This window comes from Acaryochloris marina MBIC11017 (genome assembly GCF_000018105.1).
In the GTDB taxonomy this organism is placed as follows: Bacteria; Cyanobacteriota; Cyanobacteriia; order Thermosynechococcales; family Thermosynechococcaceae; genus Acaryochloris; species Acaryochloris marina.
On record NC_009925.1, the window covers coordinates 5625049 to 5651485 of the forward strand.

Annotated in this window: 16 protein-coding genes, 2 tRNA genes and 3 rRNA genes; 13 read left to right on the forward strand and 8 right to left on the reverse strand. The window is 47.9% G+C overall.

Going from position 1 to position 26437, the window contains the following annotated elements; genetic code table 11:
* Nucleotides 1-20: 20 nt before the first annotated feature.
* Nucleotides 21-2663, reverse strand: a complete 2643-nt coding sequence (locus AM1_RS25195) for an EAL domain-containing protein (RefSeq protein WP_012165743.1) — start codon at nt 2661-2663, stop codon at nt 21-23.
* A 257-nt stretch (nt 2664-2920) separates the two neighbouring features.
* Here AM1_RS25195 and AM1_RS25200 point away from each other — a divergent pair, with 257 nt between their 5' ends.
* Complete coding sequence (locus tag AM1_RS25200; RefSeq protein WP_012165744.1) at nt 2921-4180, forward strand: site-2 protease family protein; 1260 nt, start codon at nt 2921-2923, stop codon at nt 4178-4180.
* On the opposite strand, the gene AM1_RS25205 is transcribed toward AM1_RS25200, so the two are convergent.
* Entirely contained in the window at nt 4177-4935 is a 759-nt protein-coding gene (locus AM1_RS25205) for a lipoate--protein ligase family protein (protein ID WP_012165745.1), read from the reverse strand. The two genes, AM1_RS25200 and AM1_RS25205, sit on opposite strands and share 4 nt — an antisense overlap.
* Nucleotides 4936-4937: 2 nt before the next feature.
* On the reverse strand, nt 4938-5405 hold the full coding sequence (locus AM1_RS25210; RefSeq protein ID WP_012165746.1) for a YbjN domain-containing protein: 468 nt from the start codon (nt 5403-5405) through the stop codon (nt 4938-4940).
* Nucleotides 5406-6014: 609 nt separating this feature from the next.
* Here AM1_RS25210 and hpnH point away from each other — a divergent pair.
* The 4 genes from hpnH to galE are packed head-to-tail and all read left to right on the forward strand — an operon-like array spanning nt 6015 to nt 9290.
* Entirely contained in the window at nt 6015-7028 is a 1014-nt protein-coding gene (hpnH, locus tag AM1_RS25215) for an adenosyl-hopene transferase HpnH (RefSeq protein WP_012165748.1), read from the forward strand.
* Nucleotides 7029-7040: 12 nt separating this feature from the next.
* Complete coding sequence (gene grxC / locus AM1_RS25220; RefSeq protein WP_012165749.1) at nt 7041-7301, forward strand: glutaredoxin 3; 261 nt, start codon at nt 7041-7043, stop codon at nt 7299-7301.
* A gap of 8 nt (nt 7302-7309) precedes the next feature.
* Entirely contained in the window at nt 7310-8287 is a 978-nt protein-coding gene (gshB, locus tag AM1_RS25225) for a glutathione synthase (RefSeq protein WP_012165750.1), read from the forward strand.
* A gap of 10 nt (nt 8288-8297) precedes the next feature.
* Nucleotides 8298-9290, forward strand: a complete 993-nt coding sequence (gene galE / locus AM1_RS25230; RefSeq protein ID WP_012165751.1) for a UDP-glucose 4-epimerase GalE — start codon at nt 8298-8300, stop codon at nt 9288-9290.
* Here the strand turns inward: galE and AM1_RS25235 are convergent, their stop codons facing one another.
* A complete protein-coding gene (locus AM1_RS25235; RefSeq protein ID WP_012165752.1) occupies nt 9291-10643 on the reverse strand; it encodes a DUF3370 domain-containing protein in 1353 nt (450 codons plus the stop codon).
* Nucleotides 10644-11124: 481 nt separating this feature from the next.
* On the opposite strand from AM1_RS25235, the gene AM1_RS25240 reads away from it, so the two are divergent.
* The 7 genes from AM1_RS25240 to AM1_RS25270 all read left to right on the forward strand — a co-directional run bounded on the left by AM1_RS25240 (nt 11125) and on the right by AM1_RS25270 (nt 18880).
* A 16S ribosomal RNA gene (locus AM1_RS25240) occupies nt 11125-12627 on the forward strand.
* Between the two features lie 170 nt (nt 12628-12797).
* A tRNA-Ile gene (locus AM1_RS25245) sits at nt 12798-12871 on the forward strand.
* Between the two features lie 14 nt (nt 12872-12885).
* Nucleotides 12886-12961 (forward strand) — tRNA-Ala (locus AM1_RS25250).
* A 197-nt stretch (nt 12962-13158) separates the two neighbouring features.
* A 23S ribosomal RNA gene (locus tag AM1_RS25255) occupies nt 13159-16036 on the forward strand.
* A 65-nt stretch (nt 16037-16101) separates the two neighbouring features.
* A 5S ribosomal RNA gene (rrf, locus tag AM1_RS25260) occupies nt 16102-16218 on the forward strand.
* The 16S, 23S and 5S rRNA genes sit together here with 2 tRNA genes alongside, the layout of an rRNA operon.
* A 136-nt stretch (nt 16219-16354) precedes the next feature.
* Nucleotides 16355-17275, forward strand: coding sequence for an SWIM zinc finger family protein (locus tag AM1_RS25265; RefSeq protein ID WP_012165753.1), 921 nt, complete (start codon nt 16355-16357; stop codon nt 17273-17275).
* Nucleotides 17276-18880, forward strand: coding sequence for a permease (locus tag AM1_RS25270; protein ID WP_012165754.1), 1605 nt, complete (start codon nt 17276-17278; stop codon nt 18878-18880). It abuts the gene before it with no gap.
* A 105-nt stretch (nt 18881-18985) separates the two neighbouring features.
* Here AM1_RS25270 and AM1_RS25275 read toward each other — a convergent pair whose 3' ends face one another.
* From AM1_RS25275 to AM1_RS25290, 4 genes are all read right to left on the reverse strand, one after another.
* A complete protein-coding gene (locus tag AM1_RS25275) occupies nt 18986-19873 on the reverse strand; it encodes a tetratricopeptide repeat protein (RefSeq protein ID WP_187152905.1) in 888 nt (295 codons plus the stop codon).
* A gap of 673 nt (nt 19874-20546) precedes the next feature.
* On the reverse strand, nt 20547-21743 hold the full coding sequence (locus AM1_RS25280) for a glycosyltransferase (protein ID WP_012165757.1): 1197 nt from the start codon (nt 21741-21743) through the stop codon (nt 20547-20549).
* A gap of 52 nt (nt 21744-21795) precedes the next feature.
* A complete protein-coding gene (locus AM1_RS25285; protein ID WP_012165758.1) occupies nt 21796-23481 on the reverse strand; it encodes a hypothetical protein in 1686 nt (561 codons plus the stop codon).
* 64 nt (nt 23482-23545) lie between these two features.
* Entirely contained in the window at nt 23546-24007 is a 462-nt protein-coding gene (locus AM1_RS25290; RefSeq protein WP_012165759.1) for a protein-tyrosine phosphatase family protein, read from the reverse strand.
* 195 nt (nt 24008-24202) lie between these two features.
* Between AM1_RS25290 and recQ the strand changes: the two genes are divergently transcribed.
* Nucleotides 24203-26413, forward strand: a complete 2211-nt coding sequence (gene recQ, locus AM1_RS25295) for a DNA helicase RecQ (protein WP_012165762.1) — start codon at nt 24203-24205, stop codon at nt 26411-26413.
* Nucleotides 26414-26437 lie beyond the last annotated feature (24 nt).

The following is a 26437-nucleotide window of genomic DNA, read 5'->3' on the forward strand; positions in this document are numbered from 1 at the left end:
GGAAGAATATTTTTGGAAGTTTAGGCTGTTGTAACAGGAATAGCCGGGATATGAGGTAGGTTTTTATTGGTTAGGATTGATTCCACTGATTCTTTTTTGAGTGGCCTAGAAAATAAGTACCCTTGGGCGAATTCACATCCCATTTCTTGTAAATACTCTTGTTGGATTTTAGTCTCGACACCTTCCGCCACCACTTTCATATTGAGGTTTTGGCCTAGATTCACAATTGTTCTGACAATGGCGAGCCCATTGTCTTGATCCATACGGGAGACAAAAGAATAGTCTACTTTCAAGACATCAAGAGGAAAGGCATACAGATAACTCAGAGAAGAGTATCCTGTTCCAAAGTCGTCAATAGCCAGATGAATGCCCAGTTTTTTCAGATTATTTAATTGTTCTGAAATATTAGGTGCATTACTGAGAATGACTCCCTCAGTGATCTCCAGCTTCAGGTGATGGGGCTTCATCCCGGTTTCTTGAATGATGGCATTGACTTTCTCGCAAAAGGTCGATTGCAAAAACTGATGGGCCGAAATATTGACGTTGATGGTGAGTTCAGTTGAACCAGGATAGATATTCAACCAATGGGCCATCTGCTGACAGGCCTCAGTCAGCACCCACCAATCAATGGAAACCATCAGCCCTGCATCCTCTGCCACAGGAATAAATTCTGAGGGAGGGACTAGCCCTCGCTCAGGGTGATTCCATCTCAATAAAGCTTCAAATCCGACGATGTTTTCTGTATTGAGATCAACAATGGGCTGATAGACCAAGTGCAACTCGTTATTGCTAATGGCTCGTTGTAAGTCGGTTTCCAATTGCAGTTGGCTGTTGACTTGGGCTCGCATGCCCGAAGAAAAAACTTCAAAACAGTTTTTACCCTGTTTCTTGGCGCGATACATGGCGGTATCAGAGTCTTGCAATAGCTCTTCTGGCGCTTGGTAGTCTGGACTGGAAACCGTTATGCCAATGCTAGCGCTGGTATAAACTTCATGTTCTTCTAGTGAAATCTTGGCCTTGAGCGCTTGTAGGATTCTTTGAGCAACGTGAATTGCTTCATCAGCATCTTCGACCGTGTCCAGAAGAATAGCAAACTCATCTCCACCAAAGCGGGCAATGGTGTCTTGCTTGCGCAAACACTGCTGCAATCGCTTAGAAACTTCGATGAGCAACTGGTCTCCAACCCTATGGCCCAGGCTATCGTTAATAATTTTGAATCGATCTAAGTCGAGAAAGAGAACGGCAAACAGCCGAGATTGTTGATGTTTGGCCATGCGAAAGGCATGGGTCAAACGTTCCATAAACAGGACCCGATTGGGTAACTGGGTCATTTCATCATGCTGAGCTTTGAATTCTAGCTGAGCTCGAGTGGAGTAGTAGGCTGTAACGTCAGTTTGAGAACCCGCAATCCGAAAAGCCTGATTTTGATCATTGCGGAGGGCAAGACCGCGGCCCTTGAACCACAAATACTCCCCATTGCTGTGGAGAATGCGATATTCACACTCAAATTGGGGAGTATCCCCTCTCAAGTGAGCAGATAAGTCCTCCGTCACTCGGTCCTGATCCTGAGGATGAATGCGATTAAACCATTCGTCGGGACTGGCTCCAATCTCTTCCTCTGAGAAGCCCAACATGGCTTTCCAGCGATCAGAGAAGTAAATAGTGTTCCCATGCAAGTCCCAGTCCCACAGGCCGTCATTGGCACCCTTTGCTGCAGCTGCATAGCGAGCTTCGCTCAGCCTCAGTTGCTGTTCTGTCCGGCGATGTTGAGTAATCTCGATGAGATAACTACGGATCAGACCATTTTGGAGAATGCAATATATCGCTTGTTCATAGATAGAACTGCCGATTTCCATCTCTCGGACAACATATTCAGATTGTTCCTGGACCAACTTCTCGTACAATCCATCTGTCAGTGGGTGGCGTTTGATGGTTCGTAACTCGGGGAATTTGTTTGAAGCAGCCGGATTGATATAGGTAATGTTGCCGTCCAAGTCTGTCTCAATGATGGGCAAAGGGGTCAGTTCTGGAAATGAAGACAGCCGCACAAAAGCGGCGTCACCAGACTGTTGAGGGACGAGACTGTCTTGAATCCCTTGGGGGTTGCCCACGGTCGCTTTATGAAAAAGGGTAGAACCCAAGGTAAGGTTCGGTTTCGGTAAAGGAATGGGTAAGGATTGGACATGGTTTTTTCCTATACCAATTCTGGGATCGTTGAGGTTTGAGGTCGAAACATAGGTGGCATGGATACGTTCGCCAAAGGAGATGACGTCATGATCTTGTAGGTCATGAATAAAGCATCGTTTACCATTAACCCACAATCCATTTTGGCTACGTTTCCCGTTTAGATCACCATCAATGATGCGAAAAGAATGTTGTTTCGTATTGACATCACAGATTCTCAACAAAAAAGCGTGGTTGCGAGATACGGTTTGGTCATCTAGCACGATGGCATTCGCTTGGTGACGTCCGATCGTATAGGTTGCATCTTCTAAAGAAATCAGCTGTTTCTTTTGATCGATCTCAATTGCGAGAATATGATACGTTTGCCGGTTTGGATGAATTAGAGCTTCAACATTCCTGGCCGTTGATGCAGCTTTTTTATCCTTGCGACTAAACGCAATGGTGTATTCCTCTTCAGGGGAATTGGGGGAGTGCAGCATAGGAATGATCGATGCTCTGTTGAGTCGGAGGATCGCAAAAATGTGATTTACCTGGACTCAAAGATTGGTCTCACTTCCTGCTTAGTGTTCCCATACCGACCTGGATTGGAGCAACTAGAAGACAGATCCCGCTCTTTCCCCCGCCTGCCTTTGCTAAACAATCTTGAAGAGTGTAGGGAATTTACACCATCGGTTCTACACTCATCACAGGAATGCGGACATTACCATAGAAATAAGGTTTCATTGAGACAACCGTTATGCAGCAAGGTTCAAATGCAAACAGGCAGGTGGGGGCGGTTTTTGGTATTCCCCTCTATGTAGACCCATCCTGGTTTTTGATTCTGGCCTTAGTCACGTTTGCCAATGGCGTGTCCTGGCAACAGCTCTATCCCAATTGGTTAACGGGTACGGCCTGGATTGTGGGCTTTGTTATGGCTTTACTGTTGTTTGTCTCAGTGTTGCTCCATGAGCTTGGCCATAGTTTAGTGGCAAGATCCCAAGGGATAAAGGTGAATTCCATTACCCTATTCCTGTTTGGCGGCATTGCTTCCATTGATGAAGAAGCCAAGACTCCAGAACATGCGTTTCAAGTTGCGATCGCAGGTCCTGCCGTTAGCATCAGTATTTTCCTGTTCCTCAGTCTCTGTGGAGAGTTTGCAGCCGCGGAAAGTCCTGCTCGAGTTTTGTTGCAAAGCCTGGGAGAAATTAATCTAGTCCTGGCCCTATTTAACTTGATTCCTGGATTGCCTCTAGATGGCGGCCAAATTCTCAAAGCGTTAGTATGGAAAATCACTGGCAATCGACTGCAGGGCGTCCGATGGGCTGCTCGTGTCGGTCAGGCATTAGGCTGGTTTGCTGTAATTGTGGGTCTTGCGTTTACCTTCTTACTGGGACAGGTGAGCGGCATATGGGTGACCATGCTGGGATGGTTTGGTCTCCGTAATGCTTACAACTATGAGCAGTTCACGCAACTCCAAGAAGCATTAATCCAGCTCCAAGCCCAAGATGCAATGACTCGGGACTTTCGGGTAGTAGATGCTGAAAAATCTTTGAGTCAGTTTGCCGATCGCTATCTTCTCGACACAATGCGTCGATCTGCATATTTCGCAGCATCGGAAGGTCGATATCGCGGCATTGTAGATATTGATGGCCTCAATACCATCGAGCGGAGTCAATGGGAGGTACAACCCATTCAATCGGTGGTCCGTTCCTTACAGCAAATCCCTACAGTGCGGCAGGATACGCCAATCACAGAAGTAATTGAACTCCTAGAATCAGAACAGCTACCCTTGATTACGGTCTTATCCCCGGCAGATGCGGTTGCGGGTGTTATCGATCGAGGAGATACCGTTAAAGCGTTGGCGAAAAAGCTTAACTTGCCTATCTCCGATGAAGATATTCGACGGATTAAAGACGAAGGCAGTTATCCTTCCACCCTCCAGCTTCCAGCTATTGCCCGATCCGTTATGGCAGATATGATGGTTCCCGAACCCACACCAGAAACCAGTTCACACTAATTTCTAGCCAGATTGTTGCCAACTTTAGTATCAGCTTGCATCGACTTTACTTGTTCGATAGCTTCCAGCTCTTTTGGAGAAAGCGGTTCATAAGTAAATGTGGCTTCAAAGCAAGTTTTTGCAGCTGCAATTAATGCAGAGATAATGGCTTTTTCTGGGATCGGGTGGAGAGTTGGGTCATGTTCAGCAAAAGCTTGTCTGAATACCTGTTCAGTCAGTTCTTGACTGGGATTGATTCGCATTGAACCATGTTGCAAGACCGTTTGGTCTTGCCAAGCCTGGGCACTACCAATGAGTTTGTATCCATTCTCTAGAACTAGATCGGCATTCGTGGCAGTCGCAAAGCAATTGGCTTGGTGAGTATAGTTTCGGCGTGGTTCGCCAAAGCGCAGGTTGTACCCTAGTTCTCGCCAACCTTGAATTAAAAATTGACAGAGATCCTTATACGCTTGACGGCGATTGCGGTGGGGATGCGAAAGTATGATCCCATAGGTCAAATCCCCTTCATGCAAAACCGCCCGACCACCTGTTGGGCGGCGCACCAAATCAACTGGGCGACCCTGCCAAGCTAGGTCTTGCCAATGTTGAGGCCAAGTCAGCTGGTTGCGCCCCAGAGAGATTGCTGCGGGTGTCCAGGTATAAAACCGCAATGTGGGTGGATGGTTGCCTTGATGGCATTGGTTAAATAACCATTGATCAATGGCCATCTGGGTTATGCCATCGGTCTGGAGGTAAGGGATTAATCGCCAATCCAAAATTAGACAGCAGCAGCGGGAAATTCGGCCTGCAATTCGTCATCATGATCATCGGCAATGGTGGCCACTAGAGTAATGAGATGAGAAATTTCCCCAGGGGACAAATCAGCGACTGATCGGCTGGTCACGGCAACAACCTGCTGATTAAACATACTAAAGTGAGCCTCAAACGTGCTCAACCAGTTCAGTTCCAGCAACTTCCGCATGAGGTGAGTCTCATTTTGTACTGGGAGTTGCAATACCGGAGACCAAACTGTAAACGAGTCATCTTCTGAGCTGCCTGTCAATTGAATGAATACATCCACTGAACCGTACTTGAACTTCCAAATGTGTCCGTCTTCGGAAGAATTCACCAAAACGTTATTATGCTGGTCCAGGCTAGAAATAACGGTTTCGATAATATCCGTATAGTTTAAGGTTTCGACTTCGTTTGACATATCAGGATTAGTCTCAGTTTTATAGCTCATCATAGACAAACTATGTGAGGTTTACAGATGGGCGAACCGGCTGAAAATACGTTCAACTTATATAACGGTCGATGTGAGAATGCTCGCCGAGGGGAATCGTGCACGAAATTTTCCCAATCAACAGGCTAGTTTTATAAAAAGCCTACTTTAACCAGAGAGAACTCATATCGCTCTCTATCTTGCCCTAGGGATTGATAGAAATAAACATTCCATTGATAAAGTTTTAATTTATCCAATCTGACTTCGACTTTCAATCTGAAGATTTAAATAAGACTCTGCTGTCTCGGCTAAGAGCTAATTCAAGGTATTCTGAGCAAAATGCGACGAGACCCAGATCGCCATAAGCCTCTAAAGCCTTGTATTTGGAGGATATATGGAGATTAGAAGTTCGACTTGTTCTGGATTGATCAACAAGCTTAAGCTCCTACTTTTGCGGCTTTGCACGTAACAATGGATGACCGTGGGATCAAAAAGTTGCTCTGGGATCAAGGCAACTTCGCTGATCCTCTTGCGTCAAATCTGCTAGAACAATGTCATACCCTTGACTTTACGAAATGTTATAGTTTCTGCCAAGGATCTCTTGCAGGAATGTGGTTTTGAGGAAGTGAATCTATGTCGATTAGTCTGAAAGAGGCCGTTGAGGTTGGAACCTATCTCGTTACCCAACGTATGAAAGGCCGGAAACGATTCCCATTGGTTCTAATGTTGGAGCCTTTATTTCGCTGTAATTTAGCCTGCTCTGGCTGTGGCAAAATTCAACATCCACCCGAGATTCTGCGCCAACACCTTTCCCCGCAAGAATGCTTTGATGCAGTGGAAGAATGCGGGGTCCCTATCGTTTCTATCCCTGGAGGTGAACCCTTACTCCATCCCCAGATCGAAGAAATTGTGGCGGGATTAGTCGCACGCCGTAAATTTGTATATCTTTGCAGCAACGCGATATTGCTAGAGAAAAATCTTCATAAGTTCAAGCCCTCTCCCTACTTGACATTCAGCATTCATCTCGATGGATTGAAAGAACAGCATGACCACTGTGTTGATCGAGATGGAGTCTTTGATGTGGCGGTCGCTGCAATCAAAGCGGCTAAAGCTAAAGGATTTCGGGTCACTACTAATACGACCGTTTTTGATGGTGTAGATCCCAATGAAATGCATGAGTTCTTTGATTTTGTCAGTTCCCTGGGAGTAGATGGGATGATGATTTCGCCAGGCTACAGTTATGAGTGGGCCCCAGATCAAGATAGCTTCTTGAAACGTGAACAAACCAAAGCTTTGTTCCGCCAAGTTCTGGCTCCATTCCGCTCTGGCCAGAAAAAGTGGAACTTTAATCACAACCCCTTGTTCCTAGACTTTCTGACGGGAGAAAAGGATTATGAATGTACGCCTTGGGGTAGTCCCAGTTATAGTGTTCTCGGTTGGCAAAAACCTTGCTACCTTCTAAATGAAGGACATTACAAGACCTTCCAAGAATTATTAGACAATACCAACTGGGAGAAATATGGCCGAGCCAGTGGTAATCCCAAGTGTCAAGACTGTATGGTGCATTGTGGGTTTGAGCCCACTGCTGCTGTAGATGCGCTTCAACCCAATAATATGGGGCGAGCGGTTGCGGGTTTGTTTGGATAAATAACTGAAACTATGACTGCAAAAGTAGAAATTTATACTTGGGCCGCTTGCCCATTTTGTATTCAAGCCAAGCAGCTACTAGATAGTAAAAACATCAACTTTACTGAATATGGGATTGATGGGGACGAGATGGCTCGTTCTGAAATGGCTGAGCGGGCTTTTGGACGACGATCATTACCGCAAATCTTCATCAATGATGAACATATTGGGGGGTGTGATGACCTTTATGACTTGGAGGGACAAGGTAAACTGGATCCGCTGTTGCAAACTTAGGGTGCAGCGTGAAGCTAGCATTTATCATTGATCCCATTTCTGCCTTAGATCCAGGACACGATACCAGTGTTGCCTTGATGGAATCTGCACAAGCCGCTGGCTATGAAGTGTGGATTACCCAATTTGATCAGCTCAGCGTTTTAGATGGACAGGCATGGGCAACCCTAACGCCTGTGTCTCTAAAGCCTGTGGAGCTGATCGATGGGTTGTGGGTAGCGACTAAAGACTGGTTTGTATTGGGCGATGCTCAATTTCAACCTTTGGCCAATATGGATGCTGTATGGATGCGAAAAGATCCCCCAGTGACCGTTTCGTATTTGTACACTACCTATCTTTTAGACTACGTTAATCCTCAACAAACCCTCTTAATTAACCATCCTCGGGGTCTAAGGGCTGCTAATGAAAAGATGTATGCTCTACAGTTTCAGGGGGCGATTCCTGAAACAATCGTGAGTCAAGATAAGAGCGTGATCCTGCAGTTTGTGCAGGATAAGGGCATGGCTGTTCTGAAGCCGCTGGGAGGTAAGGCTGGAGAAGGGATCCTACTGCTGCAAGCGGAAGATCGCAATCTCAATTCTCTGATTGAGATCAGTACGCGCCGTGGACAGGAGCCAGTGATGGTTCAAGTCTATTTGCCCGAGGCTCAACAGGGAGATAAGCGGATTATTCTGCTGGATGGCGAACCCATTGGTGCAGTTAACCGTGTTCCTAGGGGACAAGAGTTTAGGGGCAATATGGCAACCGGAGGACGAGTAGTTCAAGCTCAAATCACCGATCAGGAAAAATCGATTTGCAGCCAGCTCGGCCCGGTTCTAAAACGGGATGGTTTGATGTTTGTTGGGATTGATATTATTGGTGGTTACTTAACAGAAGTGAATGTAACGAGTCCGACGGGGATTCGGGAAATTGATCGCTTAGATAATACGTCTCTAGGCGAAAAGGTGATGCATTGGTTGGTTACTGCTAAACAAGGTCTCTTACATTAGTCTGCAATAAATGAACAAACCCACTGTATTGGTAACTGGTGGTGCCGGTTACATCGGTTCTCACACTGTTCTGGCACTGCAACAAGCAGGCTACTCTGTGGTCGTGTTAGATAATTTAGTCTATGGTCATCGCGATATTGTTGAGTCCGTCTTGCAAGTTGAGTTTATTTGTGGCGATATTTGCGATCGCACTCTCCTAGACCAGATCTTTTCCCAACATGACATTGCTGCAGTCATTCATTTTGCCGCCTATGCCTACGTTGGTGAATCCGTTGAAGATCCAGCGAAGTATTACCGAAATAATGTCTTGGGCACCTTGACATTGCTAGAAGCGATGCTAGCAGCCAAAGTATCAAACGTTGTCTTTTCTTCTACCTGTGCATCCTACGGCCACCCTAATCAAATTCCCATCCCCGAAGAGCATCCCCAGGATCCCATTAACCCCTATGGCATGACTAAGTTTATGGTGGAGAAGATTCTCACGGACTTTGATCAAGCCTACAGCCTGAGATCAGTGCGGTTCCGCTATTTTAACGCCGCAGGGGCCGATCCAGAAGGTCGCCTTGGAGAAGATCACAACCCAGAGACCCATTTAATTCCTCTGGTGCTAATGACAGCTCTGGGAAAACGGGAAAGCATCACCATCTTTGGCACCGACTACAAAACTTCAGATGGCACCTGTGTCCGTGACTATATCCATGTCACCGATCTAGCCCAGGCCCATGTTTTGGGATTGGAATATCTCTTATCCGGTGGCGAAACCAGCGTCTTTAACCTAGGCAATGGCGATGGTTTCTCCGTGCGAGAAGTCATCGATATGGCCAAAAAGGTTACCGGGTTGCCCATCCCTGTTGTTGAAGGCTATCGACGAGCAGGCGACCCTGCCCTACTCATAGGTAGTGCCGCCAAGGCTCGCAAAATTTTGAACTGGCAACCCCAATATGCCGATTTAGAAAAAATCATCAGCCATGCGTGGCAATGGCATCAAAAGCGCCATGCCTAACTATTCTTGGGTCTGTACCGTTAATACCTGCGGTGGCGTGGAATCCGGTGGATAGAGGAAATCAACTTGAACCAGGCGAATATCCTGGGGCGCGATTTCCAAATTCACCAAGGCTTGGGCAGGCTCCCCTCGATGTTGAACAAAATGCACATAGCGAGTCTGGGGACGTCCCTGGTCATCCTGATAACGGGCTCTAACGGTTCCCCGAAAGAACACCTGTTTGGCAGGAGGCTCAAAAAATTGGAGATTTCCCTCACTTTGATCATTTTTGATTGGGGTTTGAAATGTAATGGCAACCTTCTTAGCTTGGTCACTGGAATTGTGGAGCGGTAGATTCAGGCTATATTGAATCCCATAGTTGCCATGGGCAGCATAGGCTGTATCTGGATAGCGAACGATCATCGGTGCACTCTGGATCTGTTGAGTTCCAAAGGTTCCTCGATCAACACTACTCAAGACATAAGAGAAAGCTTTGCCTATCTCTGGAATCTTAAGGGTATAGCCTTTAGAATCGGGATCGGTGATTTGAACCCTCCAGATAGAGCCTTTTGCGACTCCTGCAACTCGACCGTAAATTAATTGCCCTGGTTGTCCAGGTGGGGTAGGGGTTTTGTCTCTAGGACCAGACAACTTTCCCTCTTGAAGCAGTTGTTCCCATTCGGACAGAGTGGGTTCACGCTCCTCTCCTTCTGTATTGGTTGGGGCAAACATCGCTAGACTGGCTGCATAGACTTTCCCCGTACTGCGTAACCTCGCTAGCGTAGATCGACCATTGATGGGTGGGTCTAATTTCTTCACTGGGATAGGGACGTTCAATAGCATTCGACTTTCGCCTGCTGGAATGATGATTTGAGCGGGCCAACTATCTTGTCTCTTGCCCCTCAAGACATCATCAGTGGCCCGCCCCCCCGGGCCCGCATAAACGGCTCCGTTGGGATTAGGCAAATAGTTATCTAAAGGGATAAATGGAGCATCGGGCTGACTTAAGTAACTCGCTGCTTGAAGTATATTCACTGTGACAGGAGTTTGGCCTGGATTGTGTAAGAGCACCCCCATATATAAAGTCTTTAAGTCATCGGGGGCCGTGGCTTTTGCAATATGGTGGGTGAATACATCGAACCGGCCTTGTAAGTGCTGGTTAAGATGTGCGGTTGGAACTGCTTTATCTGTCCCTGGGAAGGTAGATAACAAGATTCCTTCCGTTTGGACGACTTCAGGACTATTGCTGTTAAATACCATGACTGAATCAAGTTGACCTGGTAGCGCTCTAACTTCCTGTGGCTGGACAACAATCTCAGGTTTGGCAGGTGCAGAAGATTGAGCAACAAGTAGAGCAGAGATCAGGGACAACATAGGCAAGAACCGAATAGAGGTATCACGAACAAGAAAATCTTACTGGTAGATGACGGTTCTCCCATAGGTTAAGGTCCACTTTCGATCATCTACTTAATAAATAGAGCTGTCGTCTGAAGATTTTACAGTCAAATTTGCCAGCTAATGGTTTAGTGGGTAAGTCTACAGACGAGGAGTAGGAAATGGGGTGGAAGTTTTGTAAGCCGAATAGTTGGTTTGCTAAGTAAGAGAGAGTACTGTCCAACTGGATATGGATGTACCCAAAAACTTTTTTTGGAAAAGCTTGACAGACCATAACAGGGTTGTTATATTGGTCAAGCGCTCGAAACGAGGTTCGCCTCCAGAAAGCGCCCCGAACCTAGACAAATCAATAGTTTGAAAGATTTAAGACAATCATCCTCGTCGGGGTTTTTAGACGAAGTGAAGCTTGCTTCTCGTAGTTTAGGAACTTCAACTTTAAGATAATTACAGAACAAATTCTCACATGGAGAGTTTGATCCTGGCTCAGGATGAACGCTGGCGGTATGCTTAACACATGCAAGTCGAACGGCAGCACGAGGAGCTTGCTCCTTGGTGGCGAGTGGCGGACGGGTGAGTAACGCGTGAGAATCTACCTTCAGGTCTGGGACAACAGTTGGAAACGACTGCTAATACCGGATGTGCCTTAGGGTGAAAGTTTTTTCGCCTGAAGATGAGCTCGCGTCTGATTAGTTAGTTGGTGGGGTAAAGGCTTACCAAGACATCGATCAGTAGCTGGTCTGAGAGGACGATCAGCCACACTGGGACTGAGACACGGCCCAGACTCCTACGGGAGGCAGCAGTGGGGAATTTTCCGCAATGGGCGAAAGCCTGACGGAGCAATACCGCGTGCGGGAGGAAGGCCTTTGGGTCGTAAACCGCTTTTAACAGGGAAGAAGATCTGACGGTACCTGTTGAATAAGCCTCGGCTAACTCCGTGCCAGCAGCCGCGGTAAGACGGAGGAGGCAAGCGTTATCCGGAATTATTGGGCGTAAAGCGTCCGCAGGTGGCCTATCAAGTCTGTTGTTAAAGCCCAGGGCTCAACTCTGGATCAGCAATGGAAACTGAAAGGCTAGAGTACGGTAGGGGTAGAGGGAATTCCCAGTGTAGCGGTGAAATGCGTAGATATTGGGAAGAACACCAGTGGCGAAGGCGCTCTGCTGGGCCGTAACTGACACTCATGGACGAAAGCTAGGGGAGCGAAAGGGATTAGATACCCCTGTAGTCCTAGCTGTAAACGATGAACACTAGGTGTTGGCCGTATCGACCCGGTCAGTGCCGTAGCCAACGCGTTAAGTGTTCCGCCTGGGGAGTACGCACGCAAGTGTGAAACTCAAAGGAATTGACGGGGGCCCGCACAAGCGGTGGAGTATGTGGTTTAATTCGATGCAACGCGAAGAACCTTACCAGGGCTTGACATGTCGCGAATCCGAGTGAAAGCTTGGAGTGCCTTCGGGAACGCGAACACAGGTGGTGCATGGCTGTCGTCAGCTCGTGTCGTGAGATGTTGGGTTAAGTCCCGCAACGAGCGCAACCCACGTTTTTAGTTGCCATCATTCAGTTGGGCACTCTAGAAAGACTGCCGGTGACAAACCGGAGGAAGGTGTGGATGACGTCAAGTCAGCATGCCCCTTACGCTCTGGGCTACACACGTACTACAATGGTTAGGACAAAGAGCTGCCAACTCGCGAGAGTGCGCTAATCTCATAAACCTAGCCTCAGTTCAGATTGCAGGCTGCAACTCGCCTGCATGAAGGAGGAATCGCTAGTAATCGCAGGTCAGCATACTGCGGTGAATACGTTCCCGGGCCTTGTACACACCGCCCGTCACACCATGGAAGCTGGCCACGCCCGAAGTCGTTACCCCAACCCTTGTGGAGGGGGACGCCGAAGGTAGGGCTGGTGACTGGGGTGAAGTCGTAACAAGGTAGCCGTACCGGAAGGTGTGGCTGGATCACCTCCTTTTAGGGAGACCTACTTGCTAACAGCCGAACTCACGTATATAGGCGTTAGACAAGTCATCCCAAGGTCGGTCGAGGAGTCTTAACTTTCAAACTATTCTAGGTTTGGTGAAAACTCTAGATTCGGATTCAGAGGTCTTGTACTTTTGGATCTGTTTTTGAGTTAAACACCACGGGCTATTAGCTCAGGTGGTTAGAGCGCACCCCTGATAAGGGTGAGGTCCCTGGTTCGAGTCCAGGATGGCCCACTCATTATTTATTTGGGGGTATAGCTCAGTTGGTAGAGCGCCTGCTTTGCAAGCAGGATGTCAGCGGTTCGAGTCCGCTTACCTCCACCAAAAGATTTTCAACTCGATACGGATAACTGCCTCTTGCAAGCTGTTTTGTCTGATTTTATGTTGACATAACAACCTGCTGGATGCGAGTCCAGCTAGAACCTTGAAAACTGCATAGCATTATAAATTCTGTCAGGTAGGTCAGTTGATTGCCTAGTGCAATGGACTGACATTTACAGACACCAATGAAAACTTTTTGTGGTCAAGCTACAAAGGGCTAACGGTGGATACCTAGGCACACAGAGGCGATGAAGGACGTGGTTACCGACGATACGCTTCGGGGAGCTGGAAACAAGCATTGATCCGGAGGTTTCCGAATGGGGCAACCCTTAAAACGGCTGACTGAATCCATAGGTCAGCACGAGCGAACCCAGTGAACTGAAACATCTTAGTAACTGGAGGAAGAGAAAGCAAAAGCGATTCCCTTAGTAGCGGCGAGCGAAGCGGGAACAGCCTAAACCAAGGGTTTTTACTCTTGGGGTTGTGGGACAGCGACATGGACTCTAGCGGTTAGACGAAGCAGCTGAATACTGCACCAGAGAAGGTGAAAGTCCTGTAGTCAAAAACTTAAAGATACTAGCTGTATCCCGAGTAGCATGGGGCACGTGAAATCCCGTGTGAATCTGCGAAGACCACTTCGTAAGGCTAAATACTCCTGTGTGACCGATAGTGAACCAGTACCGCGAGGGAAAGGTGAAAAGAACCCCGGGAGGGGAGTGAAATAGAATATGAAACCGTTAGCTTACAAGCAATGGGAGGCCGATTTAACGGCTGACCGTGTGCCTGTTGAAGAATGAGCCGGCGACTTATAAGTACTGGCAGGTTAAGGCGGAAATGCCGAAGCCAAAGGGAAACCGAGTCTGATAAGGGCGTTAGTCAGTATTTATAGACCCGAACCTGGGTGATCTAACCATGGCCAGGATGAAGCTTGGGTAACACCAAGTGGAGGTCCGAACCGACTTCTGTTGAAAAAGGAGCGGATGAGCTGTGGTTAGGGGTGAAATGCCAATCGAACCCAGAGCTAGCTGGTTCTCCCCGAAATGTGTTTAGGCGCAGCGGTTGAGATTATAGCGGGGGGGTAGAGCACTGAATCGGTGCGGGCTGCGAGAGCGGTACCAAATCGAATCAAACTCCGAATACCCCGTGTACACTCAACTAGTAAGACGGTGGGGGATAAGCTTCATCGTCGAAAGGGAAACAGCCCAGATCACCAGCTAAGGCCCCTAAATTGTTACTAAGTGGCAAAGGAGGTGGGAGTGCAGAGACAACCAGGAGGTTTGCCTAGAAGCAGCCACCCTTGAAAGAGTGCGTAATAGCTCACTGGTCAAGCGCTCCTGCGCCGAAAATGAACGGGACTAAGTAACATGCCGAAGCTGTGAACTTGTACTTGTACAAGTGGTAGGGGAGCGTTCTACATTAGGTTGAAGCATTAGCGTGAGCAGGTGTGGACGAAGTAGAAGTGAGAATGTCGGCTTGAGTAGCGAAAACATTGGTGAGAATCCAATGCCCCGAAACCCTAAGGGTTCCTCCGGAAGGCTCGTCCGCGGAGGGTTAGTCAGGACCTAAGGCGAGGCTGAAAAGCGTAGTCGATGGACAACGGGTTAATATTCCCGTACTGATTTTGGATTGTGCAGAGGGACGGAGTAGGCTAAGCCAGCCGGATGTTGGTTACCGGTTGAAGCGTTCAAGGTGTTGAGGGACGGCGAAAACGTCCTGAGCTGAGGCGCGAGTACGAGGAGATACGTCTCCGAAGTGGCTGATGTCAAGCTTCCAAGAAAAGCTCTAAACACGTTAATCCAAGATTACCTGTACCCGAAACCGACACAGGTAGGGAGGTAGAGAATACCGAGGGGCGCGAGGTAACTCTCTCTAAGGAACTCGGCAAAATTGCCCCGTAACTTCGGGAGAAGGGGTGCCACCGCGAGGTGGTCGCAGTGAATAGATCCAGGCGACTGTTTACCAAAAACACAGGTCTCCGCTAAGTCGCAAGACGATGTATGGGGGCTGACGCCTGCCCAGTGCCGGAAGGTTAAGGAAGTTGGTTAGCTTCGGCGAAGCTAGCGACCGAAGCCCCGGTGAACGGCGGCCGTAACTATAACGGTCCTAAGGTAGCGAAATTCCTTGTCGGGTAAGTTCCGACCCGCACGAAAGGCGTAACGATCTGGATACTGTCTCGGAGAGAGGCTCGGCGAAATAGGATTGTCTGTGAAGATACGGACTACCTGCACCCGGACAGAAAGACCCTATGAAGCTTTACTATAGCTTGGAATTGGGTTCGGGCTTTGATTGCGCAGGATAGGTGGGAGATGTTGAGACAGTGCTTGTGGGCATTGTGGAGTCACTGGTGAGATACCACTCTATCAAGGCTAGAATTCTAACCTTTACCCGTTATCCGGGAGAGGAACAGTTTCAGGTGGGTAGTTTGACTGGGGCGGTCGCCTCCTAAATGGTAACGGAGGCGCGCAAAGGTTCCCTCAGGCTGGTCGGAAATCAGCCGCAGAGTGTAAAGGTATAAGGGAGCTTGACTGCGAGACCTACAAGTCGAGCAGGGACGAAAGTCGGCCTTAGTGATCCGACGGCTCAGCGTGGAATGGCCGTCGCTCAACGGATAAAAGTTACTCTAGGGATAACAGGCTGATCTCCCCCAAGAGTTCACATCGACGGGGAGGTTTGGCACCTCGATGTCGGCTCATCGCAACCTGGGGCGGTAGTACGTCCCAAGGGTTGGGCTGTTCGCCCATTAAAGCGGTACGTGAGCTGGGTTCAGAACGTCGTGAGACAGTTCGGTCCATATCCGGTGTAGGCGCAAGAGCATTGAGAGGATTCCTCCTTAGTACGAGAGGACCGGGAGGAACGCACCGCTGGTGTACCTGTTATCGTGCCAACGGTAAACGCAGGGTAGCCAAGTGCGGAGTGGATAACCGCTGAAAGCATCTAAGTGGGAAGCCCACCTCAAGATGAGTGCTCTCATGGCATAAGCCAGTAAGGTCACGGGAAGACGACCCGTTAATAGGCGGTAGATGGAAGCGTGGTAACATGTGCAGTCGAGCCGTACTAATAGACCGAGGGCTTGACCTCATTTAATTGGTGTTGATGACAGAATTTAGCTATGCAGTCTTGAGGGTTTTAACCCTAACAGTCTTCCTGGTGCTTATTGCACGGTGGACCCACTCCGACCCATCCCGAACTCGGTTGTGAAACGCTGTAGCGGCGAAGATACTTGGGGGGTAGCCCCCTGGAAAAATAGCTCGGTGCCAGGTTAATATTTCAAGCAGACCTTCTCTGATGAGAAGGTCTGCTTCTTTTGTTTGATATTATCTGATATTCATTTCACCTAGTTTTTATCGATATTAAACGGAACCCTGAGGATGCATGACTTTAAAGGAGATATACTCTATGCCTGAACAGTTCTCTCAAAATAATTCTGGTGGAACTAAAAGAGAGTCTTCTGCCAAATCTCAGTTGGTTTCTTTAAAGGCAAAATCTACTGATAGTCAGTCGGGTGATGCTCCTGGAAAAAGAGAATGGTGGGCACAACGTTGGGTTGATGTGTTGGAATCTTTTGGTTGGCGTCGCAGACTAGAACGAGCTCGTAACTATGTTCGTGAAGGACGGGTACTAAAGTTAGAGTTCAATGGCCCTAAGGTAGTTGCAAGGGTTCAAGGAACTGCGGAAGATCCTTATAAAGTCTCTTTGGCTCTTGACTCATTTACAGATGAACAGTGGGGCTTTGTGATTGAGGAGATGTCTCAGCGGGCTATCTTTGCGGCGAAACTTTTGGCTGGTGAGATGCCTCAAAATATTGAAGAAGCCTTTACTGCGAGTGGTCTTAGTTTATTCCCATTTAGTAAGTTTGATATCCACAGCCGTTGTTCCTGTCCTGATCCCGTTAACCCTTGCAAGCATATTGGTGCTGTGTACTACTTACTGGGAGATTATTTCAGTCAAGATCCCTTTATTCTATTACAGCTTCGAGGACGGACTAAGCAGAGCATCGTAGAAGACTTAAGACAAATGCGGAGTGCAGGATCAGACCTTGAAGAAGGTGAATTAAAAAGCTCAGATGCTCCCCAATCCTCAGCCATTAAGGTTAAGGCCGATTTTTGGCGATATGACCAGCAGCTGGATCCATCTTTGGTTGTAATTACACCACCTCCTACAAGTGAAACAGTTTTGGATGTGTTAGGTCCCTTACCATTGTCAACAGAAGGTAAGGTTGGAAGCGATCCTCTGGTTAGTGATTGTTTGCGAACGATTTATCAAAGAGTCAGTCAGAGTGCCATGATGAAGGCAATGTTGAGTCGGGAGAGTGGGTAAATGGCGGAGCCAGCCAATGCAAGGCCGAGTTGGTTTGTCCGTAAAGATATTGATGGCTTTTTTGGTTTAGCGATTGATAATATTGTTCAAATCCTGTTGATTGTGGGTTTATGCCAAGGCGTGCTGGGGTTCAATTCGGATTTAGTCTATGGCCGAATCCTACCAGGCGTTGCCTTGAGTTTGATTTTAGGAAATGTCTACTACAGCTGGCTGGCCTATCGGCAAGGACTCAGAGAGGGACGAAATGACTTAACCGCACTCCCCTATGGCATCAATACAGTCAGTCTGTTTGCCTATATATTTTTGGTCATGTTGCCCGTTAAGTTAGATGCTATGGCCTCGGGGATAGCACCTCCGCAAGCGGCTGAAATTGCTTGGCGAGCGGGATTAGTAGCTTGTTTAGGGTCTGGATTGATTGAATTAGCAGGTGCATGGATCGGTAATCGGTTAAGACGAATAGCGCCTCGAGCTGCAATGCTTTCAACCTTGGGAGGGATTGCGTTAACGTTTATTGCGATTGGGTTTTTGCTGCGCACATTTGCAAATCCTATTGTTGGTTTGTTGCCGTTGGGGGTGATCTTACTGACGTACTTTGGTCAGGTTGATTTTGGTCTTCCAGGCGGGTTGTTGTCAGTTTTAGTGGGGATGTTGCTTGCTTGGGCCACTGGGTTAGTTCAATGGGATCCAGCTGTATTTGAACAGGCATTGCAACCTCTAGGTTTTTATCTTCCAAAGTTTTGGATAGGTGCAATTTGGGAGCAAAGTGGGGTGCTGAGTAAATATTTCAGTATCATTTTGCCAATGGGATTATTTAATTTGGTGGGAAGCTTACAAAATCTGGAGAGTGCTGAGGCTGCGGGAGATCGATATCCAACGGCTCCTTGCTTGGCTGCTAATGGTATTGGAACGTTAGTGGCAGCAGTATGTGGTTCTTGTTTTCCCACAACGATTTATATTGGTCATCCGGGCTGGAAAGATATGGGAGCCCGAGTTGGGTATTCATGGTTGAATGGTTTGGTCATGGGGATTTTGTGTTTGAGTGGCACTTTGGGGGTGATCACTTATTTGGTGCCCATTGATGCGGGTATGGCTATTGTGCTTTGGATTGGCATTGTGATTGTGGCTCAAGGCTTTACCGCAACGCCAAAAGCTCATGCACCAGCTGTGGTAGTTGGATTGATGCCGGGAATTGCTGCGTGGGGTGCATTGATTGCTAAAAATAGTATGCGTGTTGCAGGAGTCGGCACACCTGAAACCCCCTTTCAACCAGAAGTCTTGGTGGCAAATTTTAAGATGAGTGATACCTTCATTGAGGGTGCGTTTGCTCTGGAACAAGGGGTCATATTATTGGCAATGATTTTAGCTGCCATTACGGTCTATATCATTGAACAAAAATTTGGACTAGCGGCTCTTTGGGCCATTGCAGCTGCCATTCTAGCTTGGTTTGGGTTAATTCATAGTTTTGCATGGACCCCGACGGATACAGTGGTGGATTTGGGGTGGGGAACTGGAAGGGATTGGGCGATTAGTTACCTAATGTTGGCAGTTCTTTTTGTTTTTGCTTCTTGGCTTAATAAGCGAAACAAGCAGAATAAAACAACTTAGACGATTAAAATGAATGAAATTTTCCTAAATTCGAAAGAAGAACTCTGTTCGGGAGGGAGCAAGGCAGATGTTCACTAATGGGTTATTTGGAAGGAAAAATACACTCTAAGTCGGAGTTAGTTTACGAAGATAGTTGAGTGTCATCTCAAAATTAGCAGTTTTACCGGTATGCCAGAAAAGCTGAGCGGCATACTGGAAGTCAGTAATAGCACCTTCTTGATCTCCCAAGTTAAGTTTGAGTAGACCGCGATTACCATAAGCATTGGCATTCTCGGGGTTGAGGGAAATAACTTGGGAATAGGAATGAATAGCGCCCCAATAGTCCTGTTTTTCGGTTTGAGCTGCAGCTTGCTTCATCAATAGTTTAAAATCTTTATCATCCTGCTGCTTTGAGTGTTGAGAGGCGGGAAAGAATGGTTTTTGCTGGGAGAGGTGGTGAACGTGATGGGCAGAGCCTGCTCTATATGCATTTTCGAGGCGGCATAAGAGTTGGTAGTCTTTTAATCCACTAAGGACGTCGATGGTTGCATGGCGGATATCTGGATTGGGATGGCAGATGAGTTGATCTAATAAGAGGTAGGTTTGAGGTAACTGCATTAGGTGGAGGGTTCGCAGAGCAAGGTTACGCCATTCCTGTGTCTCAATAAGGTCTGTAAGGACTGCAATGGCTTCAGGGGCAACGGTAGTTAACATTTGGCTGATTTGATGATCAAACCGATCGTCTTCTGAGGCTTTTAGGGTATCAATTAGGCCAGTTACTAGAATAGATCGATCGAGTGAGGCGAGTGCTTGACCTGATAGGTGTCGCAAGGTCGAATCACTATTCTGATGCTGGAAGATGACGAATAAAGTGGGTACCGCTTTTGCACCAAATTTGGGTAGTAGTTGGGCAACTTGATGGCGGGCGGTTAGATCCTCTTCTGTGAGAAGGATATGAAAGGCTAAGCCTAGAAATCGATCAACATCCCACCAATTTAGGTCAACAGCCTGCATCCTCTGCCCTGCGAGAGGGATTAGTTTTTCAACACATTCAATAAATAAAGAATCTTGGGAGATAGGGGAACTTGGATTTGTAGGCTGAAAAGCTGACATAAGCTATTTCTAGTATTCAAGTTATATTCCTACTTTCTTATAAAGAATGTGTTTATGCACGTTTGTGATGAATTAAATATATGCGTTTCATTACATGACTCTTTGCATGGGTATTTCTCAAGAAGGATGATGGCAGGCTGCTAAGAACCTTGAATTTACTCCTATAAAACCTTTCAGGCTGACTAGCATTCGTTATTCTCTTAAAGTTTGTACAATGTGAGAGGTAATCTGTTTTCAAAAGTTTGCATTCTGATGTCCCTAAATTCCAATCCTGATGTCAGTAAGCAGGAAGATAGCCTAAAGAATAGACACCCACCAGAAATAGAAAAAATCCTCTGTCCCCATTGTCGACGTACGGCAACGAATGGAATTAAATGCAAGGGAATATGTGTTGCGGATAGCGATTATTGAACCCTTGCATTTAACCTTGGAGGGTTTGGTCTTTATGAATACCTGGCTATGGTGAATTTGGAATTGAGTTAAAGATGATGGTGGGTGATAGGGACAAGAACAATTACTGATAGATTTTTAAGCTGACTACTAGTTTTTAAAACGGTTATTTAGCCAAATAAGGTTAACGTGCGGGATAAACACGACCTTTCCAAGCTCCCCCTTTGCCTTGCCAATGCTGACGGGCAGAATCAAGGGTCATTAGGTTGTAGAGTAGTGCAATTAAAGGGAGTGAAACGGCCCAGATTGGGGAGAGTTGATAAAGCCGAATAGTGGGTAGATAGGCTAGGGTCATTAAGACCCAAGTGATTAATCCTGTAACGGTAATGCTGATACTTTCAAGATAGAGACCCAGCATAATACTGATGGGGGGGACCATATAAATTAGGAACATCCCTACTACAGTTCCTATAAGCAGCAATGTAGAGTAATTAAGCTGCGTGAAGGCTGTGCGGGCGACCATTGACCAGATGCTATCGAGGGTGTCGTAAGACCGCAAGCTCTGGGTTGCGGAAGTTAATCCGAGCCAGATGTTGCGGTTGGGTTGAGCGTTGGGCGTTTGTTTGATGGCAGCGGCAAGGGCACAATCATCGATCAAAGCGTCTCGAATGACTTGGATTCCCCCTATGGTACTGAGGGTTTGACGACGAACTAAAATACAACCTCCTGCTGCTGCTGCCATCTGTTTCTGGGGCTGATTGACCCAAAGGAAGGGATATAGTTTTTGAAAGAAAAAGACGAAGGCGGGAATTAGTAGCTGTTCCCAAATACTTTGGCACCGGAGTCGAACCATTAAGGAGACCATGTCTTGGTCTTCTTGTTCAGCTTTGGTGACTAAGCTGAGGAGGGAATTGGCCTCATGCTGGATATCAGCATCTGTCAATAAGAAGTAGGTGGGTTGAGTTGACTCGGCTAGAACCATTTCTATTCCTTGGTGCATGGCCCACAATTTACCGGACCATCCTGGGGGGAGTGGGGCGGTTTGGATGACCTGTAGCTGGTGGTTTCTATCTAGGTCAGTGGCGATTTGCTGGGCGATTTCTCTAGTTTGATCGGTGCTTTGATCGTCTATAAGCAGAATTTTGAAGGGGCCAGGATAGGTCTGTTGGAGAAGAGATCGCAAACTCACGGGCAGCACTTCGGCTTCGTTCCGGGCGGGGACGATGGCACAAACGCTCGGCCATTCTTGTAGGTCTAAGGTCGGCGGTGTGGGGTCTAGCACTTGATTGGCCCGCCAGAACTGGCCTCGGAATAGGAGGAGGCCAACCCAAATTAGAGCTGAGAGCAAACTGATGCTCAGCCAAATAGTGGTGAAGTTCATGCCTTATTTCATACCTAAAAATTCACTTCATACCTAAAAATTCAGGCTGAAGTTAGTACTGGATATTCAGGAGGGTGTTGAGAAGGTGCCAGCAGGGCCAGTAGTAGGCAGCGAGGGCATCGTCTAAGCTCCAGAAATCAGCATAGCTGTCGCTGGAGCAATAGCAGCCGACAAATAGTAATAACAAGTCTTGAAACGGAACGGCGTTTTTATTGATGGGCTCGGCATAGAGCTCGTTGAGGACGTTCTGCAAATAGAGCAGATTGCTGACGATATCGGTAAACAGACTGGCTTCCCCCGTCAATGTGGGGAGGTAAGTGGTGTTGTATTCCTGGAAGAAGATTTGGTAGAGGGCTGCGATCTCAGCTTTCAAGCTCGTTTTTAGTCCTAAGGAACTTACATCAACGCCTACCTGACCCCATTCGCGGAGGAGATCGATTTCCAGAGGGGTTTCTTCAAGGGCAGATAGATGGATCTCTACAAGAGGACGCAGTACCTGTAGGAATAGGAAATCAATATCCGCTAGGGTAAGATCTAACTTGGTTGGGAGGTCCTTAAAAACGGAGCTACTGAGAAGTTGGTCGGCCTGGTGAGGATTATCCCAAACGAACTTAAACTCAGCGGCATCTGCAATCATTTCTGCGATCAGATGGGTAAAGAGAAGCCCTAATCGTTGCTGGACTTCTCCATGGAAAAATAGATGGGCTTTGGGGGGATCGAGTTCAACTTGATCCCCTTGGACCTGAAAAAGCATGCGGCAATTGATAGGGCCATCAGGGGTATAGGCAGTTTCTCCAGCATGGAGGGGCTGACCACAGTCCTTGAGAATGGCGTAGTCACTGGCAAATTGGGTGCAGAGATATTGCCAGTGATGGCCCCAAACATCATGGATTAAGAAGGCCTCCATTTTATGGGTGGGGATGATGCCAATGGCTCGACTGAGGACACGGGCAATATCCGTTGGGGAATCGCCGGTTGCTTGAGCGAGAGCTTGGCACCAATCCGGATTGATATGGGCAGGATGACAAGGGCCAAAGGTGGGGAATCGATCAAACTTCTGGTAGTGGAATTCATCCAGTTGGTGAAGGAAAGATTGTAATGACTCAGAAAGTTGATCTGGAAGGGAAATATCTGGAGTCGAGCGATAGAATTTGCCGTCCTTATAGGGAAGACAGAAGTAGAGCTGGAGGGGAGTGTGGATATAGTCGATGATTTCTGCAGGGATTGCCAGGGGGCCAAAAAGGGCCTGGAATAGCTTGAGTCTTCCTTGGCTCGAATCCTGAAAAAAGGTCATGGCTGCTGCCATGATCCGTTTCTGCTGAGCTAGACGCTCAGTGACTTGCTGCTGACTGGCTTGTAGCTGGGACGCAAAGTCATCAGAGAGTTGGAAGAGTTCGCATAGCTGAGAACCCATGGTGGGTTCTTGCAAGATTGTTGGCAGTGGATCAGGGCGATAATGCTCCAAAGTGGGGGAGCTGAGCGTTCCTTGCCAATTGCTGCCGCCAATGTCCTGGTAGGGAACGAGCCTAACGGTGGCTTCTACAAATGCTTCTCGGACAGCCACTGGGATTTCATGGGCGGGGATGGGTTGTCGATGAACTTTATGGGTAAAGCGTTGTAAGTCTGTCTGAATGGCAGCCAATCGTTGGGAAACATTATTTGTGTCCTCTTGGCGAGCGAGCTGCAAAGCTTCTGCTAACAGGCGTTGCCGATGGGGATCAGCTTTGGGGATAGACATGGAGGTGCCCTTTACTTCAGGCTAGTCTGGCGATCTAGGTTAATGCTGGATGCAAGAGAGGCCCTTACTCGTCTGTGGAAGCGAGATAGGACCGCATGACCTGAACTTGATTCTTATCGGGGGACGCATAGTGATGCTGTTCTTTGACAAATGCGATCGCATCTTCCAATCCCAACCCCTGTTTTTGGGCCACGTAGAGGCAACAGACAGAAGCAGACCGCCCCACACCCGCTAGACAATGCACATACACCACATGGCCTTTGCGTTGCCAACGATTAAGGATTTTAAGGGCTTGGTCAAATTGTTCTTCCGAGGGAACGCCGCCCGTAAACCCGTCAGGAATGGGAACTCGCTGCCATAAAAATCCATGCTGAATATCATCTGGGACCGGTTGTTCACCCTCTTCATTGAGGCAGAGAATCGCCGTAATCCCTTCACGTCGAAGTTGAGATGCAGAGGTTGTTTGGTGGGGGAAGGAACCCACAGCGAGTTGGTTCGGTATGATCCAGGAGAATCGTTTGGGCATGGAGAATCGTTTAATCCAGGAAGAAATAGAGAAGACAACTTAGGTGAAGATTAAAGCTAACTCAAATTAGGGTGTCTTGGCTTAGCATTAACCATATCCCCCACTTAAGGATGATGATCATGGACCCCACCCCATTGTCACCCATGGCTGGGGTGAAGAGGAACCTTTCAATCATATTTCATCCCTATACTGCCCATGACCTTGAGTTCTATTGCACCTGGTTCCGACTTTAAGTCCCTAGAAGAAGCCCTCAAACACTATTTTGGGTATGACCAGTTCCGGGTTGGGCAGCGACCCGTCATTGAAGCGGCACTTCAGCGGCAGGATCTGATGGTGGTGATGCCGACCGGGGGTGGCAAATCCCTCTGCTTTCAGCTCCCAGGGTTACTCTTGCCTGGGTTGACGGTGGTGATATCCCCTTTAATTGCCCTGATGCAGGATCAGGTCACAACTTTGCAGGTCAATGATATTCCAGCCACTTTTTTAAATAGCAGTATTGATGCTGCCACAGCTCGGCAACGGATTTCGGAGATTTATTCTGGGAAAATCAAGCTGCTGTATGTTGCGCCGGAACGGTTGCTGAATGAGTCCTTCCTTAATTTATTGGATCAGGTGCAGGCCCAGGTGGGATTGGCGGCGTTTGCGGTGGATGAGGCCCATTGTGTTTCTGAGTGGGGACATGATTTTCGGCCTGAGTATCGTCGTTTGGCCGAGGTACGGCAACGATATACTCAAGTCCCCGTGTATGCCTTAACGGCAACGGCGACGGAGCGGGTGCGCCAAGATATTATTCAGCAACTGCAGTTGCGACAGCCCTTCGTTCATGTTGCCAGCTTTAATCGTCCTAATCTCTATTACGAGGTTCGTCCCAAGTCCCGGCAGGTCTACGCCGATCTCTATCGCGAGATTCGTCAGCACGGCCAAGATTCAGGGATTGTCTATTGTTTGAGTCGACGAGAAGTGAATGAAATTTCTGCTCGCCTCCAGGCTGATGGAATTAGTGCCTTGCCTTACCATGCGGGCATGAGTGATAGTGCCCGTACCCTCAACCAGGAACGGTTTATTCGAGATGATGTTCAGGTGATGGTGGCGACGGTTGCCTTTGGCATGGGCATTGATAAGCCGGATGTGCGGTTTGTGATTCACTACAACTTGCCCCGCAATATCGAGGGGTATTACCAGGAGTCAGGACGAGCAGGTCGAGATGGTGAACCGTCTAAATGTCTGCTGTTTTTTAGTACGAAGGATATTCACACCATTGAATGGCTGATTGAGCGTAAGGCCGATCCAGAGACGGGTAACCCCTTAGAAAATGAACAGCGCATTGCCCGCCAACAGCTCCGGCAAGTGATCGATTATGCAGAAAGTACCGTCTGTCGGCGAACGGTGCAGCTGGGCTATTTTGGCGAAACCTTTGCAGGAGACTGTGGGGGCTGTGATAACTGTTGCCATCCCAAGCCGGTGGAAGACTGGACGATTCCGGCTCAAAAACTGTTGTCTTGTGTAGCCCGCTGCCAGGAACGGTATGGGATGAGCTATGTCATTGATGTTTTACGGGGATCCAAAAATAAAAAGGTCTTACAGCGCCGCCATGACCAGCTTTCTACCTACGGAATTGGTAAAGATAAAACGGTGGATCAATGGCGGTTGTTAGGGCGGACTTTGCTACATCAAGGTTTGGTGACCGAAACCACTGATGGTTATCCGGTGCTTAAGTTGAATGAACTGAGCTGGGAAGTGTTGCGGCATCAGCGGTCCGTATTCGTTCCTGTGCCTGTCGCTCCAACTCAAGATAGGCCCAACGCCCGTCGGGAAGAGGCTGAAGCTCTATTTCAACAGTTACGAGAGCTGCGCAAGGAGTTGGCTGATCAGCAATCCGTTCCCCCTTACGTGATTTTTGCGGATTCCAGTTTGAAGCTGATGGCCCAGCAACAACCCCAAACCATGGTGGAGTTTGCCAAGATTTCGGGAGTAGGTAAGCGCAAGCTAGAACAATATGGTCAGCAATTCACGGCAGCGATTCGCACCCATCGACAGGAGCAGGGCTTGCCTGTGGTGAGTGAGGCAGATGCGGCTGAGTTGGAGGTGCAACCGTCAACTCTAAAGTTATCTAATACGGTTTTGGCAACCTTTCAACTTTATAAACAAGGGAAATCTCTGACTGAAATTACAGATGAGCGAGAGTTGAAGGCCAGCACAATCTCCATCCATTTGGAAGATCTGATTGAGGCAGGCCATATTGAGGAGATTGAGGCGTTAGTAGAGTGCGATCGCAAACAGACCATCGTCGAAATCATTGATCGTATTGGCCCCATTTCCCTTACAAAAATTCGAGAGCAGCTGGGAAACAACTATTCCTATGAGGAAATTCGGTTAGTCAGAGCCTGGTGGCAGCGCCAACAGTGAAGATCGATGTTGACAGTGGATGCC

Bases quoted from the DNA above. Each gene is read 5' to 3' on its own strand.
- hpnH (WP_012165748.1), top strand. From the start codon at position 6,015: ATGTCGATTAGTCTGAAAGAGGCCGTTGAGGTTGGAACCTATCTCGTT.
- AM1_RS25210 (WP_012165746.1), bottom strand. From the start codon at position 5,405: ATGATGAGCTATAAAACTGAGACTAATCCTGATATGTCAAACGAAGTC.
- recQ (WP_012165762.1), top strand. From the start codon at position 24,203: ATGACCTTGAGTTCTATTGCACCTGGTTCCGACTTTAAGTCCCTAGAA.
- AM1_RS25275 (WP_187152905.1), bottom strand. From the start codon at position 19,873: ATGCAGGCTGTTGACCTAAATTGGTGGGATGTTGATCGATTTCTAGGC.
- AM1_RS25195 (WP_012165743.1), bottom strand. From the start codon at position 2,663: ATGCTGCACTCCCCCAATTCCCCTGAAGAGGAATACACCATTGCGTTT.
- galE (WP_012165751.1), top strand. From the start codon at position 8,298: ATGAACAAACCCACTGTATTGGTAACTGGTGGTGCCGGTTACATCGGT.
- AM1_RS25285 (WP_012165758.1), bottom strand. From the start codon at position 23,481: ATGTCTATCCCCAAAGCTGATCCCCATCGGCAACGCCTGTTAGCAGAA.
- grxC (WP_012165749.1), top strand. From the start codon at position 7,041: ATGACTGCAAAAGTAGAAATTTATACTTGGGCCGCTTGCCCATTTTGT.
- AM1_RS25235 (WP_012165752.1), bottom strand. From the start codon at position 10,643: ATGTTGTCCCTGATCTCTGCTCTACTTGTTGCTCAATCTTCTGCACCT.
- AM1_RS25270 (WP_012165754.1), top strand. From the start codon at position 17,276: ATGGCGGAGCCAGCCAATGCAAGGCCGAGTTGGTTTGTCCGTAAAGAT.
- AM1_RS25265 (WP_012165753.1), top strand. From the start codon at position 16,355: ATGCCTGAACAGTTCTCTCAAAATAATTCTGGTGGAACTAAAAGAGAG.
- AM1_RS25290 (WP_012165759.1), bottom strand. From the start codon at position 24,007: ATGCCCAAACGATTCTCCTGGATCATACCGAACCAACTCGCTGTGGGT.
- AM1_RS25280 (WP_012165757.1), bottom strand. From the start codon at position 21,743: ATGAACTTCACCACTATTTGGCTGAGCATCAGTTTGCTCTCAGCTCTA.
- AM1_RS25200 (WP_012165744.1), top strand. From the start codon at position 2,921: ATGCAGCAAGGTTCAAATGCAAACAGGCAGGTGGGGGCGGTTTTTGGT.